The organism is Lentibacter algarum, assembly GCF_018860975.1.
Lineage (GTDB): Bacteria > Pseudomonadota > Alphaproteobacteria > Rhodobacterales > Rhodobacteraceae > Lentibacter > Lentibacter algarum_A.
The window spans coordinates 786,609-803,230 of the sequence record NZ_JAHKQI010000005.1 but is presented as its reverse complement, the minus strand read 5'-3'; the positions used below and the strand labels follow the sequence as shown (position 1 = coordinate 803,230).

At 57.7% G+C, this 16,622-nt stretch carries 20 protein-coding genes; 12 read left to right on the top strand and 8 right to left on the bottom strand.

The genetic code is table 11. From position 1 onward, the window contains the following. The first annotated feature begins 69 nt into the window (after nucleotides 1-69). Together KO498_RS08225 and KO498_RS08220 are read left to right on the top strand one after the other, a co-directional pair. Nucleotides 70-810, top strand: coding sequence for a rhomboid family intramembrane serine protease (locus KO498_RS08225; protein WP_215959387.1), 741 nt, complete (start codon nucleotides 70-72; stop codon nucleotides 808-810). Further along, on the top strand, nucleotides 807-1,181 hold the full coding sequence (locus KO498_RS08220) for a GFA family protein (RefSeq protein WP_215959386.1): 375 nt from the start codon (nucleotides 807-809) through the stop codon (nucleotides 1,179-1,181). The genes KO498_RS08225 and KO498_RS08220 overlap by 4 nt, the downstream gene beginning before the upstream one ends. Here KO498_RS08220 and KO498_RS08215 read toward each other — a convergent pair. Beyond that, on the bottom strand, nucleotides 1,178-1,969 hold the full coding sequence (locus KO498_RS08215) for an inositol monophosphatase family protein (protein ID WP_215959385.1): 792 nt from the start codon (nucleotides 1,967-1,969) through the stop codon (nucleotides 1,178-1,180). The genes KO498_RS08220 and KO498_RS08215 overlap by 4 nt on opposite strands. Before the next feature lie 85 nt (nucleotides 1,970-2,054). Continuing rightward, a complete protein-coding gene (locus KO498_RS08210; protein WP_215959384.1) occupies nucleotides 2,055-2,960 on the bottom strand; it encodes a LysR family transcriptional regulator in 906 nt (301 codons plus the stop codon). A gap of 104 nt (nucleotides 2,961-3,064) precedes the next feature. On the opposite strand from KO498_RS08210, the gene metF reads away from it, so the two are divergent. The 8 genes from metF (at nucleotide 3,065) to KO498_RS08170 (ending at nucleotide 9,008) form a co-directional block, all read left to right on the top strand. Then, nucleotides 3,065-3,928, top strand: coding sequence for a methylenetetrahydrofolate reductase [NAD(P)H] (metF, locus tag KO498_RS08205; protein ID WP_215959383.1), 864 nt, complete (start codon nucleotides 3,065-3,067; stop codon nucleotides 3,926-3,928). A 57-nt stretch (nucleotides 3,929-3,985) separates the two neighbouring features. Further along, on the top strand, nucleotides 3,986-4,477 hold the full coding sequence (locus KO498_RS08200; protein WP_215959382.1) for a PaaI family thioesterase: 492 nt from the start codon (nucleotides 3,986-3,988) through the stop codon (nucleotides 4,475-4,477). A 445-nt stretch (nucleotides 4,478-4,922) separates the two neighbouring features. Beyond that, nucleotides 4,923-5,423, top strand: a complete 501-nt coding sequence (locus KO498_RS08195) for a YbjN domain-containing protein (RefSeq protein ID WP_215959381.1) — start codon at nucleotides 4,923-4,925, stop codon at nucleotides 5,421-5,423. 12 nt (nucleotides 5,424-5,435) lie between these two features. Next, a complete protein-coding gene (locus KO498_RS08190) occupies nucleotides 5,436-5,642 on the top strand; it encodes a hypothetical protein (protein ID WP_215959380.1) in 207 nt (68 codons plus the stop codon). A 74-nt stretch (nucleotides 5,643-5,716) separates the two neighbouring features. After that, the gene (gene proC / locus KO498_RS08185) at nucleotides 5,717-6,532 is read left to right on the top strand and encodes a pyrroline-5-carboxylate reductase (protein ID WP_215959379.1); all 816 of its coding nucleotides are present in this window, start codon (nucleotides 5,717-5,719) and stop codon (nucleotides 6,530-6,532) included. Next, nucleotides 6,522-6,863, top strand: a complete 342-nt coding sequence (locus KO498_RS08180) for a tRNA-binding protein (protein WP_215959378.1) — start codon at nucleotides 6,522-6,524, stop codon at nucleotides 6,861-6,863. The genes proC and KO498_RS08180 overlap by 11 nt, the downstream gene beginning before the upstream one ends. A gap of 3 nt (nucleotides 6,864-6,866) precedes the next feature. Next, a complete protein-coding gene (locus KO498_RS08175; RefSeq protein WP_215959377.1) occupies nucleotides 6,867-7,820 on the top strand; it encodes a 2-hydroxyacid dehydrogenase in 954 nt (317 codons plus the stop codon). 60 nt (nucleotides 7,821-7,880) lie between these two features. After that, nucleotides 7,881-9,008, top strand: coding sequence for a beta-ketoacyl-ACP synthase III (locus KO498_RS08170; protein WP_215959376.1), 1,128 nt, complete (start codon nucleotides 7,881-7,883; stop codon nucleotides 9,006-9,008). Here KO498_RS08170 and KO498_RS08165 read toward each other — a convergent pair. Both KO498_RS08165 and KO498_RS08160 read right to left on the bottom strand, forming a co-directional pair. Beyond that, entirely contained in the window at nucleotides 9,005-9,412 is a 408-nt protein-coding gene (locus tag KO498_RS08165; protein WP_215959375.1) for a hypothetical protein, read from the bottom strand. The two genes, KO498_RS08170 and KO498_RS08165, sit on opposite strands and share 4 nt — an antisense overlap. Then, entirely contained in the window at nucleotides 9,405-9,986 is a 582-nt protein-coding gene (locus tag KO498_RS08160; protein ID WP_215959374.1) for a thymidine kinase, read from the bottom strand. Before KO498_RS08160 ends, KO498_RS08165 begins: the two co-directional genes overlap by 8 nt. A gap of 390 nt (nucleotides 9,987-10,376) precedes the next feature. On the opposite strand from KO498_RS08160, the gene KO498_RS08155 reads away from it, so the two are divergent. Beyond that, nucleotides 10,377-10,838, top strand: coding sequence for a hypothetical protein (locus tag KO498_RS08155; protein ID WP_215959373.1), 462 nt, complete (start codon nucleotides 10,377-10,379; stop codon nucleotides 10,836-10,838). A 10-nt stretch (nucleotides 10,839-10,848) separates the two neighbouring features. On the opposite strand, the gene KO498_RS08150 is transcribed toward KO498_RS08155, so the two are convergent. The 3 genes from KO498_RS08150 to KO498_RS08140 form a co-directional block, all read right to left on the bottom strand. Continuing rightward, a complete protein-coding gene (locus tag KO498_RS08150; protein ID WP_215959372.1) occupies nucleotides 10,849-11,370 on the bottom strand; it encodes a flavin reductase family protein in 522 nt (173 codons plus the stop codon). Between the two features lie 141 nt (nucleotides 11,371-11,511). After that, entirely contained in the window at nucleotides 11,512-13,752 is a 2,241-nt protein-coding gene (locus KO498_RS08145; protein ID WP_215959371.1) for a xanthine dehydrogenase family protein molybdopterin-binding subunit, read from the bottom strand. 2 nt (nucleotides 13,753-13,754) lie between these two features. Further along, entirely contained in the window at nucleotides 13,755-14,213 is a 459-nt protein-coding gene (locus tag KO498_RS08140; RefSeq protein ID WP_215959370.1) for a (2Fe-2S)-binding protein, read from the bottom strand. A gap of 133 nt (nucleotides 14,214-14,346) precedes the next feature. Between KO498_RS08140 and KO498_RS08135 the strand changes: the two genes are divergently transcribed. Continuing rightward, complete coding sequence (locus tag KO498_RS08135; RefSeq protein ID WP_215959369.1) at nucleotides 14,347-15,339, top strand: AraC family transcriptional regulator; 993 nt, start codon at nucleotides 14,347-14,349, stop codon at nucleotides 15,337-15,339. Between the two features lie 25 nt (nucleotides 15,340-15,364). Here the strand turns inward: KO498_RS08135 and KO498_RS08130 are convergent, their stop codons facing one another. Next, nucleotides 15,365-16,618 (bottom strand): aminotransferase class V-fold PLP-dependent enzyme, encoded by a 1,254-nt coding sequence (locus KO498_RS08130; protein WP_215959368.1) that lies wholly within the window; start codon nucleotides 16,616-16,618, stop codon nucleotides 15,365-15,367. Nucleotides 16,619-16,622 lie beyond the last annotated feature (4 nt).

The window sequence follows — 16,622 nt, the reverse complement described above, 5'->3', positions numbered from 1 at the left end:
GCCCCCAAACTCATGCAAACTCATGCAAACCCGCTTTTCTCGGACAAAAATATACTCTAGCGTCACCGCATGTTTCCATTCCGCGACCACAACCCGTCTGGGCGCACGCCCTATGTCACCTACGCGCTCATTGCGCTGAACATCATCGTGTTCATCTCTTACATGGACCTGCTGTCTGATCAGCGCGCCCTCAGCACATTCTTTTGGGACTGGGCGCTGATACCGGCCCATGTCAGTCACGGGCAGGGCTTTGGTGGCCTCATCACTTCCATGTTTCTGCATGGTGGCTTCATGCACATCGCGGGGAACATGCTGTTTTTGTGGATATTTGGCGACAACATTGAAGACGAGATGGGTCACTTCGGATTTCTCGCCTTCTACCTTGCATGTGGGATACTTGCCGGCCTTACACATGTGCTCTTCGCACCGATGTCAACAGTGCCAACTGTCGGTGCTTCAGGCGCCATCGCCGGTGTCATGGGGGGCTATCTTCTGCTCTTTCCCAAGGCCAAAGTCGATATCCTGCTGATCTTTGTGGTCTTTTTCAAAGTCTTCACCCTGCCTGCCTATATTATGCTTGCCATCTGGTTTGCGATGCAATTTTTCGGTGGCATCACTGCTGATCCGGAAACAGGCGGCGTCGCCTATTGGGCGCATGCGGGCGGCTTTGTCTTCGGCCTGATCCTCGCGTTTCCCGTGTTCAAACGCCTCGGCGGCCAGCGTTTTTGGCATGAAAACGACTTCAAGCCACCGCACCCCGATGCCAGCTATGACCCATCGCGGATTCCGAGCATCCGGCGGCTCAAATGAGCAGTCCGATCAAAGCAACATGTCACTGCAGCGCTGTTGAGCTTGAGGTCACGCTGTCAGATGGCCTCAACACGGCGCGGCGTTGTGATTGTTCGTTTTGCCGCCGCCGCGGAGCCGTTGCGGTGAGCGCCCCGCTTGATGGCATCAAGATCATCAAAGGCGAAAACAACCTTACGCTCTACACTTGGGGCACGGGCACCGCGAAGCACTATTTCTGCAAAACCTGCGGGAGCTACACCCACCATCAGCGGCGCTCGAACCCCAATGAATACGGTGTGAACATGGGCAGCCTAGAGGGCGTGAACCCGGCCGAGCATGAGCCGATTGCCTGGAATGATGGCGTCAACCACCCGTCTGATCGCAAAGGTTAAACGTTGCGCACGAGCTTGGCGAACGGCTCGAACATGCCGTCGTTGGTGGCAATGATCGTCCCGCTTTCGAGCATCTCGTCGGCAGGATCAACGGCCTCGGCAAATCCGCCTGCTTCGCGAACCAGCAGTAGGCCAGCCGCCATGTCCCACTCGTCCAAGTTGCGGTTCCAGAAGCCGTCAAAGCGGCCCGAGGCGACATAGGCCAAATCAAGCGAAGCCGCGCCCCACTGCCGCACGCCAGCACAACCAGGCAAGATGCGGCCAAAGTCCTTGAGCGTTGTCGGCAAATCACCACGGCCAGAGAAAGGCGTGCCGGTGGCGAAAACACATTCGCCCATCTTACGGCGGCCAGACACGCGCAGGCGGCGCGAGTTGTCTTGCCAAGCGCCTTCGCCCTTTTCGGAGTAAAACATCTCGTCTTTGGCGGGGTCATAAATGACCGCCGAAACAACCTTGCCTTTGTGCTCAAGCGCTATCGAAACCGCGAAGTGCGGCATGCCGTGCAAGAAGTTGGAGTTACCATCCAGAGGGTCAACGATCCAGCGGCGCGTCGGGTCAGCGCCCTCTTCGGCCCCGCCTTCTTCGGCCAGCCAGCCGTAGGTCGGACGCGCCAACATCAGCTCTTCCTTGATGATCTCTTCAGAGCGGATGTCGGCTTTGCTGACAAAATCGCCCGCGCCCTTCATCGAGACTTGCAGGTTTTCAACCTCGCGAAAGTCCTTCACCAGAGAGCGCCCCGCTTTGCGCGCGGCTTTGATCATCACGTTAAGATTTGCGCTGCCTTGCATGGTTGTTGCTCCCGAGCATATTCAAAGCGCGGCTATACGCCCTGAGGCCCAGTCTTGCAAGGCACTTAATCCCTGTGAAAACCAGCTAGCCGCGCTGCATGCGCACCGGTATTTCACGACCAAGCTTCATGAAATGCGCGAGGTAAGGCAGGCTTGCATCCTCATCGCGCACAGCAACATAAAGCCGCTTGGTCATGCCGCCCTTGGTGACAGGTCGAGTGACATAATCCTCCGACGTGGTGATCTGCCGCACGACCCAGTCAGGCAACACCGCAATGCCCTGTCCAGAGGCGACAAGCATCAGGATCACGGCGGTGAGTTCAACCTGCCGAACCGACTTCGGCGCAACACCCGCTGGCTTGAGCACGTCCTTGAAAACATCCATTCGCCCGCGCTCCATCGGATAGGCGATCAGCGTCTCGCCGACAAAATCCTCGGCCTCGGCAAAGGGTTTGCTCGCCAGCTTATGGCGCGCCGCCGCGACAACGACTGGCTCGTAATCAAACAGCGGGTAAAAGGTTACACCGGCGAGCGGCTCGGTCGAGGAGGAAACCACAAGATCAACCTCCTCGCGCAACAATGCTGGCAGGGCATCAAAGGCAAGCCGCGCGCGGATGTCGACATCAACCCGCGGCCATGCCTTGCGAAACTGCTCAAGCACCGGAAACAGCCACTCATAGCAAGCATGCCACTCCATCGCGATATGCAAGCGCCCGGTGCTACCTTGCCGTAGCCCACCAAACTCCTCTTCCAGCGCGGCCATTTCAGGGAGCACCCGTTCCGCAACCCGCAAAATGCGTAGCCCTGCAGGTGTTAGCTTCATCGGCTTTGAGCGGCGAATGAACAACTCTACACCCGCTTGGTCTTCAATGCCTTTGATCTGGTGACTAAGCGCCGATTGCGTGATGTGAAGCCGCTCCGCCGCCCGTGCCAGCCCGCCTTCTGCATGAATCGCCTCAATGGTGCGCAGGTGGCGTATCTCGATATGCATATGTGAACAAACCTCATAATTTGAATGAGTTTTATGAATTTGCTTCATAGTTTCAAATCCACCACAAAGATGCAAGCCACTGAAGACAAGCCGAGGACCGTCACATGATTCCCGAAATCTCGTTCGAGTTTTTCCCGCCCCAGAACATCGAAGCCACATTCCGGCTGCACGAGGCGGTGCAATCGCTGGCGCCGCTCGGGCCACGGTTTGTTTCGGTCACTTATGGCGCTGGCGGCACAACCCGTGCGCTAACGCGAGACGCGGCGCATGCGCTGCATCGCACAACCGGACTTCGCGTTGCGGCACACCTCACTTGCGTAAACGCCAGCCGCGAGGAAACGCTCGAAATCGCCCGCGATTATGCAAAAGCCGGTGTTACCGATATCGTCGCTCTGCGCGGAGATGCGCCAAAAGGGGCCGACGGCTTTACACCGCATCCCGAGGGTTTTGCCAGTTCGGTCGAGCTGATCAAAGCGCTGAAGGCCGAGGGCAGCTTTCACTTGCGCGTTGGCGCATATCCCGAACAGCACCCCGACGCCGCCAATGCGCAGGCCGACATCGACTTTCTGAAAGCCAAGTTTGACGCAGGCGCAGATGAGGCGATCACGCAGTTCTTTTTTGAAGCTGATACTTTCCTTCGCTTCCGCGACAAATGTGCCAAGGCCGGTATCGACGGGATGATCACACCCGGCATTCTTCCGGTTGAAAACTGGACAGCCGCCCGCCGCTTTGCAGGGCTTTGCGGCGCGCATATCTCTGACGAACTGGCGCTCGGTTTTGACGCCGCCAGCCGCGATGGCCGTGAGGAGCTTTTTGCACTGGCCCACGCCACAGAGCTTTGCGACGATCTGCAATCCGAAGGCGTCGAGCGCTTTCACTTTTACACGCTCAACCGGCCTGAACTGACCCGCGATATCTGTGTTGCGCTTGGAGTGACGCCGTCACTTAGCCTGCAAGACGTGGCGTAAGAGTTGCCCTCATGCGGCGTGGTTCGTAGCGTTTGAAAAAACCTGCGAGGACCAAACATGAGTGACAAACGTCGCATCGCCCAAACTCCGGAAGAGCTTCCGAGCATCGAAGAAACCCTGTCCCGATCAGGGCTAGAGTTCATGCAAGACATCTTGAACGGCGACTTCGCTGGCCCACCTATCGGCGCGACGCTGGGGTTTTGGCCAACGCTGATCGAGGAAGGCCGCGTCGTGTTTACAGGTGCGCCCGAGTTCAAAACCACCAACCCGCTCGGCACTGTGCACGGCGGCTGGTATGGTGCAGTGCTCGACAGCTGCATGGCCTGCGCGGTGATGACGAAAGTGCCGAAAGGCTCTGTCTACACAACTCTTGAGTATAAGGTGAACATCCTGCGGCCGATCCCTTTAGGCATGCAGGTTGAGGCGATTGGCATCGCGCAACACGCTGGTCGCTCGACAGGAATTGCAAACGGGGAAATCAGGGGGGTTGAAGACGGCAAGCTCTACGCCACCGGCTCGACCACCTGCATCATCATGAAAGTGAAATAGGAATTGCGCCGTTTTTGAAAGCCTTGCTCTGCCGGGCAGCGAACGACAACTACGAACTTGCGCTCACCAGTGTTTCGTAAGACCCCAAGTCTTGCCCCCGACTGGACTCCCTTTTTACAAAGCGCTGTCCGCCTTCCCCCGCGTTCATCGAGGATCTGAAGCTTATAGCAACTACATGTGTCCCCTTACAGCCAGAGACACCGCCCCCCTCATGTGACAAGCCGCACAGGCCTTTGAGGCCGGATGGACACCTATATCTTGCGAAAGAATCAGAGTTCTCCACAAGTTATTGCGGTTATCCCCAAGTAATTGCTTTACAGGCCTCAAAACTCGCGGCTACCATATGTAGTAGAAGGAAGGCGTAAAGCCACTTTCTATCGAGCAAGCACCAAGCGTTTGCGGCAATGACCGCGCAAAACGCTATAACATAAAAAGAGGTGGCGTTATGGCATTGTCAGAGCAGTATCTTGAAGACGAAATTCACCCCATTGATATCGTTGAGACCCTCGCATCTCACCACGATTGGGAGTTTGACCGCACCGCAGACAATCAGATCTCGATGGCAGTAGAAGGCCAGTGGCGCACCTACTCGATCACGCTGGCTTGGTCAGACTATGACGAGACATTGCGGATGATCTCGACCTTCGAGATGGAACCGCCTAAAGAGCGCCTGCCCGAGGTTTATGAAACTCTCAACGCCGTCAACGACCAGTGCTGGACAGGCGCGTTCTCCTACTGGGAAGAGCAAAAGATGATGGTGTTCAAATACGGCCTCGTGCTGGCTGGTGGCAACATCGCCTCGGCCGAGCAGATTGATACGCTCATCGGAACTGCCGTGCGCAACGCAGAGCGCTACTACCCGGCGTTCCAGCTAGTCATTTGGGGCAACCGGACACCAAAACAAGCGCTGCAAATCGCCATCGCCGAGGCCTACGGCCACGCCTAGAAACGCCAGCACATGCGCTTGATCCCCATTCTTTTCAATGTCGCTATGCTCATTTGGATGATCTACGAAACGTTTGTCGTGGCAGGGGCATTTGGCGCGCCGCCCTCAAATTTCCCTTTGGGAAAAGACTTTGGCCTCTATCTTATCGGCTTCTTCTGGATCCTCGGAAACGCGATCTGGGCCTTGATCGAGCTGATCATTTACCTGCGCAGCCGCTAAAGTGCTATAAAACCGCTTGCACCTTCTTAGCTCAGGATTACTCATTGCTGTGACAAACCAGAAAGGATGCAGTCATGAGCACTGACATTTCAGAACGCGGCCTTGTGCTTTTGGGCTGTGGCAAGATGGGCTCGGCCATGCTTGAGGGCTGGCTTGCTGGCGGTCTGCCCGCAACTTCGGTCTACGTGATTGATCCAAATCCGTCAGATTGGCTGCGCACGACTGGCGTGCACATCAACGCCGCTTTACCCACCAACCCCGCTATCGTCTTGGTCGCTGTCAAACCGCAGATGATGGGCGCTGCACTCCCAACTCTGCAAGCGATGGGCAATGGTGAAACGCTGTTTGTCTCGGTTGCAGCCGGAACACCGATCGCGCATTTCGAGGAGGTGCTCGGCGCGCAATCGCCAATCATCCGCGCCATGCCAAACACCCCCGCCGCCGTGGCGCAAGGCATCACCGCGATCATTGGCAACAGCAGAGCGACTGCGGCGCATCTCGATATGGCTGAAGGTTTGCTCAAAGCGGTGGGCGAGGTCGTGCGCCTCACCTCCGAAGCCCAGATCGACGCGGTCACAGGTGTCTCCGGCTCCGGCCCCGCCTATGTGTTTCATCTGATCGAAACGCTGGCAAACGCAGGCGTTGCGCAAGGCCTACCTGCCGAAATGTCAATGCAACTCGCCAAGGCCACAGTCGCAGGCGCAGGCGCCTTAGCGATGCAAGCAAGCGAAAGCCCAAGCCAGTTGCGCGTCAATGTGACCAGCCCCAACGGCACCACGCAGGCGGGCCTGGAAGTTCTGATGGATGAGGCAACCGGCTTGCCGCCACTTGTGGAAAAAACCGTCGCCGCAGCCGCTGACCGCTCAAGGGAGCTAGCAAATGACGCATGAACTTTCCTTCGATGACTTTCTAAAAACCGACATTCGAAGCGGCACAGTCCTGCGCGCCGAGCCTTACCCGGAAGCACGCAAACCGGCGATCAAACTCTGGATCGATTTCGGTGAAGAGCTTGGCGAGAAGAAAACCTCAGCCCAGATCACAGCGCACTACACACCCGAGGCCCTCGTCGGCAAACAAGTCATCGCCGTGGTCAATTTTCCGCCGAGACAGATAGGCAAGTTCATGTCCGAGGTGCTTGTGCTTGGCCTGCATGATAGTGACGGTGGTGTTGTCCTGCTCTCTCCGGACAAGCCCGTTGCCAATGGTGAAAGAATGTCCTGATCGATGAAAAAAATTCTGATCTCCCGCCCCCTGCCCGCCGCCGTTATGGAACGCGCGGACGCGCAGTATGATATCACCCTGCGTGACACAGCCAAGCCGATGACAGCTGCAGAAATGCGCTCGTCGCTGGTGCTTTATGACGGCATGATCCCGACGCTGGGCGATATGTTCTCAGCCGACATATTTGCCGAGTTCGGCAGGCCTAAATGCAAAATACTGGCCAACTTCGGCGTCGGCGTGAACCACATCGACATAGAAGCCGCGCGCGCGCATGGCGTCAAAGTCAGCAACACCCCGGGCGCCGTGACAGACGCCACGGCCGACATCGGCATGACACTTTTGCTCATGTCCGCCCGCCGCGCAGCCGAGGGTGAGCGCTTGGTTAGGTCAGGCAAGTGGGAGGGCTGGAACCCGACACAAATGCTCGGCTCGCACGTTTCCGGTAAGGTCATCGGCATCATCGGCATGGGCCGCATCGGGCAAGCCATAGCACGGCGGGCGCATTTCGGCTTTGGCATGGATGTGCGCTTTTTTAATCGCTCGCAAAAGGCACTCGACTTCCCCGCAACTCAGGTCGATAGTCTGCAAGAGCTTGCCAGCTCGGTTGACTTCCTCGTCACCGCAACTCCGGGTGGGGCCGATACTGCACAGCTGATCAACGCCAGTGTCTTCACTGCGATGCGCCCCTCAGCGCATTTCATCAACATCTCGCGCGGCGAGGTTGTCGATGAGGCAGCGCTCGTCCTCGCCTTGCAAAATCGCGATATCGCCGGAGCCGGCCTTGATGTTTACGAGAATGAACCAAAGCTCACCGCGGGCCTTGCTGAGCTCGACAATGTCACGCTCCTGCCACACCTGGGCACCAACACCGAAGAAGTGCGCACCGCAATGGGGATGATGACCCTCGACAACCTAGAGGCCTTCTTTGCCGGTAAAACCCCGCCAAATCTGCTCTAAAGCTTGACGCGCGCCCTGCAAACAGGTGATCTAGCTGGACCCAACCTTACGAGGCAACCAATGCACCAGCCAGTCATCACCGGCACCGGCGTCTTTACGCCCGAACAAACCATCACCAACGCCGAGCTGGTCGAGGCCTTCAATGCCTACGCCGAAAAGTTCAACGCGGCCCACGCCAGCGAGATCGCGGCAGGAGAGGTTGATGCGAAAGATGCCTCCTCGGTTGAGTTCATCTTCAAGGCCTCCGGTATCGAGCAGCGATATGTGCTCGACAAAAAAGGCATACTCAACCCCGACATCATGCACCCCGTTTTGCGCGAGCGCTCCGATGACGAGCCAGGCGTTATGGCCGAAATGGCGCTTGATGCTTGCACCAAAGCCCTTAAAGAGGCTGGCGTTGACGCAAGCGAGGTCGATCTGGTCATCTGCGCCGCCTCAAACCATGAGCGCGCTTATCCGGCAATTGCAGTTGAAATCCAGCAACTCCTCGGTGCCGGCGGCTTCGCCTTTGACATGAATGTTGCCTGTTCTTCGGCAACATTCGGCATTCAAGCTGCATCCGACATGCTGCGCGCTGGCTCGGCTCGCAAAGCACTGGTTGTGAACCCCGAGATCTGCTCCGGACACCTCGAATGGCGCGACCGCGACTGTCACTTCATCTTTGGCGACGTCTGCACAGCAACCCTGATCGAACGTGACGACGAAGCCAAAAGCCCGCTGTTCAAAATCCGCTCGACCCGCTGCGCCACCGAATTTTCAAACAATATCCGCAACAACAACGGCTTTTTGCGCCGTGCGCGCACCGAAGGCCAAGACCTCGATGACCAGCGCGATATGCAGTTCATGCAAAACGGCCGCAAAGTCTTCAAGGAAGTGGTGCCAATGGTCTCGGCGCATATCCTGTCGCACATGAACGACGAGGGCATCGAACCCGACAACCTCAAGCGCATGTGGTTGCACCAAGCCAACAAATCCATGAACGATTTCGTCGGCCGCAAAGTCCTTGGCCGCACGCCCGAGCCCGAAGAACAACCAAACATCCTGCAAGACTACGCCAACACCTCGTCAGCTGGCTCGATCATTGCTTTCTCAAAGCACTCCGACGGCCTCAGCAAAGGCGATATATGCGTAATCTGCTCATTTGGCGCAGGCTATTCTGTCGGCTCTGTAATCGTCGAAAAGCTCTAACCGGGGCAAGTTGTCCCATCACCGCTGCCATAGTCCCAATTCAGCGAGCAGCCTTGAGCGTCAAAGGCAAAGAACGCAGCGTTCTCGTCTTCTGTTGAAAACGGCAGCGCTGGCTCAACTGTCACCCGCAACCATGCTTGGATATTTACCGGTTTGTGACACCATAAAAACTCCGGTTGAGGCGCTACCTGCCATTCAAACTGTTTCGCCAGAGCCGTAACCTGCCCAGAGGTCACGCACCCATCCGCCGGCAAAGCCGCATAAAACGCCCGGCGCGCGTCGCTATGGGCATCAGTGCTTGATCGCTCCCAGTTCGCAATGCCGCGCTTAATGGCCCAGAGTTCGTAAGCCACAACACCCAAAATCATCAGACAAACCGCCAGCAAAATCCAACGCTTAAGCATCTCCAACGGCCTCACGCCAGTGTCTTCTGCACAAACTCACATATGTCTCGTTGCCGCCGACAAGCACCTGTGCGCCGTCCATAAGCGGCTTGCCGTCCGGCCCGTTACGCACAACCATCGTCGCCTTCTTGCCGCAGTGGCAAATCGTGCGCACTTCGCGCATTTCGTCTGACCAAGCCAGAAGCGCCGCCGAACCCGGGAACAACTCACCGCGAAAATCGACCCGTAACCCGTAGCACATGACCGGCACATTCAACTCGTCAACAGCGCGGGCAAGCTCCCAGACTTGCTGCTTTTCCAAAAACTGCGCCTCGTCGACGAAAACGCAGGCCACAGCCCCCTCGGAAAGCCGTTCCTTTAGCTTTGCAAACAGGTCTTCGCCTTTGGAAAACGTGTCGGCTTCTTCGCCAATGCCAATTCGGCTGGCAATGCGCCGGGCGCCGCTCCGGTCATCTAGCGCCGCAGTCAACAAATAAGTCTGCATGCCACGCTCGCGGTAGTTGTGCGAGGCTTGCAACAACACCGTCGATTTACCGGCATTCATGGTCGAAAAGTTAAAATACAGCTTGGCCATAGACTGCTTTTTAGCCCGCTGCCTCCGCACTTCAAGCCAAAAAAGGAAAAGCCCTGCGTTGCCGGTAGGATGGAAGCGGCAAATGCAGGGCTTTAATGTCGGGGGCCACACGAGTTCAACCGCGCAGGACAGGCCACTGGGGATGGAGCTTGCACTCGCCCGTGGGCCCCCTAAATGCAGCAGGTAAAACCGTTAGGGACTCACTTGCTGCATCTTCCGTTGGTGGCACTTATGCCAGCCACTCTGTATCTCCCGAAAACAACGGGTTAAATGACCAATGACATTTCCGAACAAACCCTATAATGGGAAAACGGACGACCATTTCCCCATCTGAGTCTGTGCCCGTTTGTGCAGGTGAGCGTTGGGGGCAAATCTGGGAAAGTAAGAGATATGGCAGGCGTAGGTAGTTACCTCAAAAAACACACTGAGGCATTGGTAAAAGACGTAGGAATCGAGCCCGCATGCGAGCTCACTGGTAAATCCAAAGCAACGCTTGGACGCTACTATTCTGACAATGAGGAGCACGCCGATCGCTTCATGCCGATCGACGCCGTTGCCGCACTGGAAGAAGCCTCAAGCTATCCGCACGTCACTTCGGCGCTGGCAGATCTGAAAGGCATCACCCTGTCCTATGACGACCGCCGCAAAAACACCGACTCAAAAGGCGGCATCAACTCTGATGTGATCGCACTGTCACAACGGTTTGCAATGCTTATGGCCGAGTATCAGCAATCAATCGAAGATGGCGTCATCACCGTCAACGAAGCCAAGCGTCTGATCAAGGAAACCACCGCATTACAGCAGGTTCTGATCGACATGAAAATGCACCTGGACGACGAAACCGTATCGTAACCACTTGGTTTTACGTCTTGCTTAGCTTTGTATAGTTGCGACTCGCGTAAATCAGCGGGCTAGGCCCTGCCGTCAGCCGCACGTTCTGCACAGCGCCAAACAACACATGATGAGTGCCCACCAGCGTTTGCTCGCTCAGGCGGCATTCAAGGCTGGCGAGCGCATCAGTCAGGCAAGGCATTCCCGCCTCTGTAACGCCCCAGTTTCCCTCGGCAAACTTGTCTCCACCGGCTCCGATTCGCCCGGCGAAGCGGTCGGCAAGAGCGGCCTGATCACTGCGCAGCATGTTGACGCAAAAGACACCGTTGGTTCTGATGATGTCCGCTGTGGTGCTTTCATGGTGCAGGCATATCAGCAAGCGCGGTTGGTCAACATCCGCCGAAACGCTAGAGAAGGCCGACACAGTGACGCCCGCGCGCCCTGCAGGCCCGTCAGTCGTAACGACATAAACGGTGTTCGCCGCATGGCTCATCGCCTCCAGAAAACCGCCGCGCAGTTTGTCGTCGCCCGTTTGTGGCCCGTTCGCGTTCATCTTTGTCCTTCCCGCATTGCATGTCATCGCACAACACACATCTGCCCCGCCCGCTAAATGGGCGAGGCAGGCGTTCAGATCAAGCGTTATAGGGGCAACTCAGTGTTTCAGCACTGTGCTCGTGCTGTTTTTGCCGCGCGTTCAGACGAACTCAACACCCTTGTTAAACGGCATTTCACGCAGGCGTTTGCCCGTCGCGGCAAAAATAGCATTGCCAAGAGCAGGCGCGGTTGCAGGCACGGGAGGCTCGCCTATCCCTCTGATATGGTTGGCATTTTCAAGCCCTCGCACAACAATCTCGGGGCATTGATAAAGGCGCATCGCTTCGTGATCGGGGTAGTTTTCCTGTTCGGCCATACCGTCGGAGTAAGTGATCTCACAGTTGATAGCGTGGCCAAGACCGAAAACAACACCACCTTGCACAAGGTTTTCGAAGTTCACAGGGTCAACCACCGTGCCAACGTCAGCCGCGATCCAGATTTTGTCGATCTTTATGCCGTCTTCGGTGTTTGTCACTTCGACAACCTCCGCCACAGGCACCCCGAAGCTTTCGATAAACGACACACCGCGCCCCTTGTTCGGCCCTAGCTCGCCGCCCCATGACGACATCTCGGCAACAGCCTCAAGCACCTTGCGCGAGGTTTCGTGCTGCATCAGTCTGATGCGTTCGGCCATAGGATCAGCGCCCGCCGCGTGGATAAGCTCGTCCAAAGCCGTGTCAAAAATGAACCCCGCACCGGGCGCGCCAACCGAGCGCCACGACGACACAGGCGCAAGCTCCGGCGCACGGTAGCCCTGCATGCGATAGTTCGGCAACGCGTAAGGGTTGTTCCACGCCCCCGCCACGATTTGTGAATCAGGCCCGCCCATAGGCAAACCCGCCCGCGCGCCCTGAGAGGCCGCAACCGAGGGGGCAGCTATCGAAAGATCCAGCGCCTCGACTTTGCCGCCCGACACCTTGCCGCGCATCCGCCCCATCGAGATATGCCGCGGGAAATCATGCGCGAAATCTTCCTCGCGACTATAGGTCAGCTTCACCGGCGTGCCGCGCATCTGGTTGGCAATTTCCGCCGCCTGCTTGATGTTCTCAAACTCAAGCCGATGCCCGAAACTGCCGCCCATAAACTGGTTGTGGAAGATAACCTCATCCTGCTCATGTCCGGTGATGCCCGCAACCAGGACTTGCAACTGCCGCTGGATCTGATGGCCCGCCCAGACCTGCACCCCAGCGTCTTCAACCAGCACAATCGCGTTGAGCGGCTCAAGCGGCGCATGCGCCACATAGGGCGAGCGATATTCGGCCTCGACAACACCCTCGCCGGTGATCACCGCGTCAACATCGCCGTCATCGCGCCACTTTTTGTCAAGCCGCTCCTTGGTGAAGCTCTCGCTCAAAACCTGCCAGTGGCTGTCTTGCTCGGCGGGGTAATCCGCCTCACCCCAGTCAAACTCAATCGCATCCGCTGCTTGAAACGCGCGCCATGTATTATCGGCAATCACCGCCACACCGCCCGTCACCTCAACGACTTTTTGCACGTCGCGCATGTTTTTCGCCGCGCTGGCGTCATAGCCCAATATCTTACCGCCCTGACGCGGGTTCACCTTCACAGCCGCATGCACCATGCCCTCAACTTCAAGGTCAATTCCATACACCTGTGTTCCTGTGGACTTCGCCAAAACATCAAGCCTTTGCATCGGCTTACCGATCATCCGCCATGTGCTTTGATCGCGCAGAGTCACATCCGTCACGGGCTCAAGCGCTGCCGCATCTGCCGCTAGATCGGTGTATTTCAGTGCCGTTCCATCAGGCAAAATCACCGTTGCATTAGCTGTCTTCAGCTCACTAACAGCAACACCGGTTTTCCTGGACGCTGCCAGTTTCAGCGTCTCGCGGGCTACGGCTCCGGCCTCGCGCAATTTCACAAAGCTGTCGGGAATAGTCGTAGATCCGCCTGTAATCTGCACACCAAGAACCTTGACAGCTCCACCGGCAATACCGCGCGCAGCATTGGCTGTCCGGCTTTCATCACTTGGCATGAACGGCACCAGATCCGCCGCCAGCGCCGTGTTCCAATAGGCCGCCGCGGGTTGGCCAAAGCTGGTCTCGAATTGCCCGAATTCGACATCAAGCTCTTCCGCAATCAGCGCTGCCTGAGACGAGGTCACACCCTGCCCCTTGTCGCCATGTGGCGTGATTAGCGTGATCTTATCCGCGTCAATAATCACCCAAGGGTTGAACGTCGCAGCCCCCTCGGCGAGTCCGTCTGCAAGCGGATTGTCGACCGGTTTTTTGACGGCATAAACGCCAAAAGCAACCCCGCCGGCCACCGCCGCAGAGCCGATCAAAAACGCGCGTCTGCTGTATGTTCTCAAACGTCCCATGCTCAACCCTCCTGCAAGGTTTTGGCGGCTGCTTTCACAGCGGCTCTAATGCGCGGGTAGGTTCCGCAACGGCAAAGGTTGCCGCTCATCGCTTCGTCAATTTCATCATCACTCGGCGCAGCATTCTCCGCCAAAAGCGAAGCCGCCTGCATGATCTGCCCTGACTGACAGTAGCCGCATTGCGCCACCTGCTGCGCAACCCAAGCGGCCTGCACCGCGTGCAAAGCGTCGGGCTGCCCAAGGCCTTCTATCGTCGTGACTTCACCGTCAACATCTTCGGCGGCAACCTGACAAGAGCGCACCGCGACCCCGTCAATATGCACCGTGCAGGCCCCGCACGCCGCAACGCCGCAGCCGTATTTCACACCTTTAACGCCAAGCTCGTCACGCAGCACCCAAAGGAGCGGCATATCGCCCTCGACATCAACCTCATGTGCTTTGCCGTTCACCGTAATCTGCATCGTCGCGCTCCTGCTTTGTTGCCTCAATATAGCGTCATCCATCGGCAATAAAACTCGCAAATCGCGCCATTCATCTTGCAGATCCCGCCAAACACGCCCTATCACCAGTGGACACTGTTACCTGAGAGCTGCTTTGAAACACCCCGAAACCTACCCGATCAGTGCCCCCTTGGCCCATTTTTCCGCCCTCACAGGCATCCCCGCTAGCCGCATCCTGCGCCGCGCAAACCTGCCTGACGACTTCCTTGATCACCACAAAGCCGAGGTCAATGCGCTGACATACTTTGATATCTGGCACGCCTATGCCGCCGAGGCCTCGGAAAGCGACGACATTTTCGCACTCGCCAAGGAGGTCGCCGCGCAGTTGGTGTTGCCGTCAATACTGGCCTATTCGGCCTCGGCAACCCTGCGTCAGGGCGTCAAACGGATGAGCCTGTTCAAGCCCCTTATCTGCCCTCTGCGGCTTGATATCTCCGAGCCCAACGACGTTTTCACTTTCACCATCGCGCCGCTCAATCCGAGCTACATAATCCCGCCGCTCATGGTGAAATTCGAGCTCGCCTTCCTGCTGGCCCTGTTTGAAGCCAGCACCGACAGCCCGGTTGCCCCCCTGCTCATCGGCCTCCCCAATGGTGTGCAGCTCACACCCGCCGAGCAAGACCTCTGCAAGGTTGTGCCCACACCGGCCAAGAGCCTTACAATCACCCTTAGCGGTAACGACGCCGCGCGCCCCCTGCTCTCTGCAAACGCCGCGCTGATCAAACAGCTCGAGCCGCTGTTGCACCAGCAACTCAGCAACAAGAAACGCGCCCTCGGCTTGCAACACCGTCTGCACAACGCCTTGCTTGAGATGCTCCCAGCCGGAGAGTCCAACCTCGCAAGCGCCGCCCATAAGCTCAACACGTCACGGCGCTCGCTTCAACGTCAGCTCAAAGCAGAAGGCGTCTCTTTTCAACATGTTCTAGAGAGCACCCGCGCCGAGCTGGCCAGCTCCTATCTCAAGCGCCCCGACATCTCGGTCACCGAAATCGCTTACTTGCTCGCCTTCCGCGATCCAAACTCGTTTTACCGCGCGTTTCAGGGCTGGACAGGCCTCACCCCCATGCAGGCCCGAGCAGCGCTCTAGGGTTTCTTTTGGCGAAAACTCAAAGTCAGCCTGCAAGGTCTTTCATAACGGCCAAAAATTGCGCCACTTCGCTCACCGAGTTGTAGTGACACATCGACACGCGCGCACAGCCGTCGAGGCCAAGAGGGTCAAGCACATTGCCAGAATAGTGATCAGCTTTGCGTAGATGCGTGCGTATGCCCTGAGCATTGAGCGCCTCCACCACATCAACCGCGGGCATGCCTTCAATTGTAAGCGAAACAAGCCCCTCGCGCGCGTCATTGTCGGCCCCTCCGAGCATGGTCACGCGCGGCATTTCACGCAGCCCCGCAAGGTTGCCAACCCCGTCAATCATCGCATCGGTCAGCGCCTTTTCCTGCGCATGAATAGCTTCGCCCGCCGCAACGATCTGCTCGCGCCGTCCCGTGGCGCCCGTCTCGCCGCCGAGCCACTCAAGATAACCGCAAACATCGCTCAAGGTCGCATAGGCCCCCGTATCGCGTGTGCCCATCTCCCAGTTCAGCGCAGGCCCACCGTCCAGCGCGTTATGCGCCACGGCTTCCAGAACGGGCGACATCCAAGCCAGCCCATAGCCATGCCGCGAGAACATTTTGTAAGGGCTGATCACATAGCCGTCGACATCATAGGCCGCCAGATCAATCGCCCCGTGCGCCGCATGCTGGATGCCATCAACAATGATCAAACACTCCGGCGCTTTGGCGCGTATGGCCTTGGAAACCGCAGCAACATCAACGCCCATTCCGGTGACAGGCGATGTGTGCACAATCGTCGCAACAACGGTGTTGGCCGTCACCGCATCGGCGTAGGCTTGCGCTGCAATCGTGCCACTGGCGTCGTCATGGGCGATCAACACATGCGTCAGCCCGGCTTCCTCGGCCCAGCGCGCCGCCGCCGAGCGGCTCGCGGGGTGCTCAAGCGTCGAGCTCAGAACAACGCCCTGCCCCCGCCGCGCCAAGCAAGCGTTCATGATCAACCGAAACAACAGCTCCGTGCCGCTTTCGCCAACAAAGAACTGCCCGTCTTTGGCGTTCATCATCAGCGCCATATCGGCCTTTGCCTTGGCGATGATATCAACCAGCGCCTTGCTCGCCCCGTTGGCCCGCCCCTGATTGTCAGGGATAGCGGCAAACTTTGCGGACGTCTCAACCGCAGAGTTGAGCGTCAAAGCCCCACCCGCGTTCTCAAAGAACACCCGCGCGCCTTCAAAGGGGCAACTTTCAACATGCGCAAACCGCGCCCGCACTTCACCCATCAGATCATCAGAAAACGCATTCGCCATACCG